The organism is Ralstonia sp. TCR112 (assembly GCF_007997035.1).
In the GTDB taxonomy this organism is placed as follows: Bacteria; Pseudomonadota; Gammaproteobacteria; order Burkholderiales; family Burkholderiaceae; genus Ralstonia; species Ralstonia edaphi.
On sequence record NZ_VOSS01000042.1, the window covers coordinates 1 to 680 of the forward strand.

The 680-nt window shown below is 69.9% G+C and carries 1 pseudogene; it reads left to right on the top strand.

The features are described from left to right. Positions 1-35 precede the first annotated feature (35 nt). A pseudogene (locus FUT88_RS13015) lies at positions 36-680 on the top strand (flagellum-specific ATP synthase FliI); the annotation flags it as partial.

Here is a 680-nt window from a genome sequence, read left to right on the forward strand (position 1 = left end):
GTCGGAAGCCGAACGCGTTGCAGGAGGCGCACTCCATGTCGCCTGACATCGTGCAGCCCGCCGCCAACAATCCCAACCTGCGCGTGTGGCAAGCCCACCTGCAGCAGACCGCGCAGCGTGCGCGTCTGGCGCGCCCGGTGGTGACGTGCGGCAAGCTCACGCGCGTGGCCGGCCTCGTCATGGAAGCCGTTGGCCTGAAGCTGCCGGTGGGTAGCGCGTGCCGCGTGGAACTCCCGCACGGCCGCCACGTGCTGGCCGAAGTGGTGGGCTTTGCCGAAGAGCGCGCCTTCCTGATGCCGCAAACGGATCTGGTGGGCGTGGTGCCCGGTGCGCGCGTGTTCCCGCTGGAGCCGCAACGCCTGCCGGTGTCGAGCGAAGACGGCGCCGATCCGACGATTTCGCACAGCAAGTTCCTGCCCGTGGGCCCGCGCCTGCTGGGCCGTGTGGTGGACGCCAACGGCGAGCCGCTCGACGGCAAGGGGCCGCTGGGCGCGCATGAAGACCTCGCCTGGGGCACGTTGAACCCGGCACCGCTGAACCCGCTCAAGCGCAAGCCGATCGAACATGTGCTCGACGTGGGCGTGCGCGCCATCAATGGTCTGCTGACCGTTGGCCAGGGCCAGCGTCTGGGCCTGTTTGCCGGCTCCGGCGTGGGCAAGAGCGTGCTGCTGGGCATGATG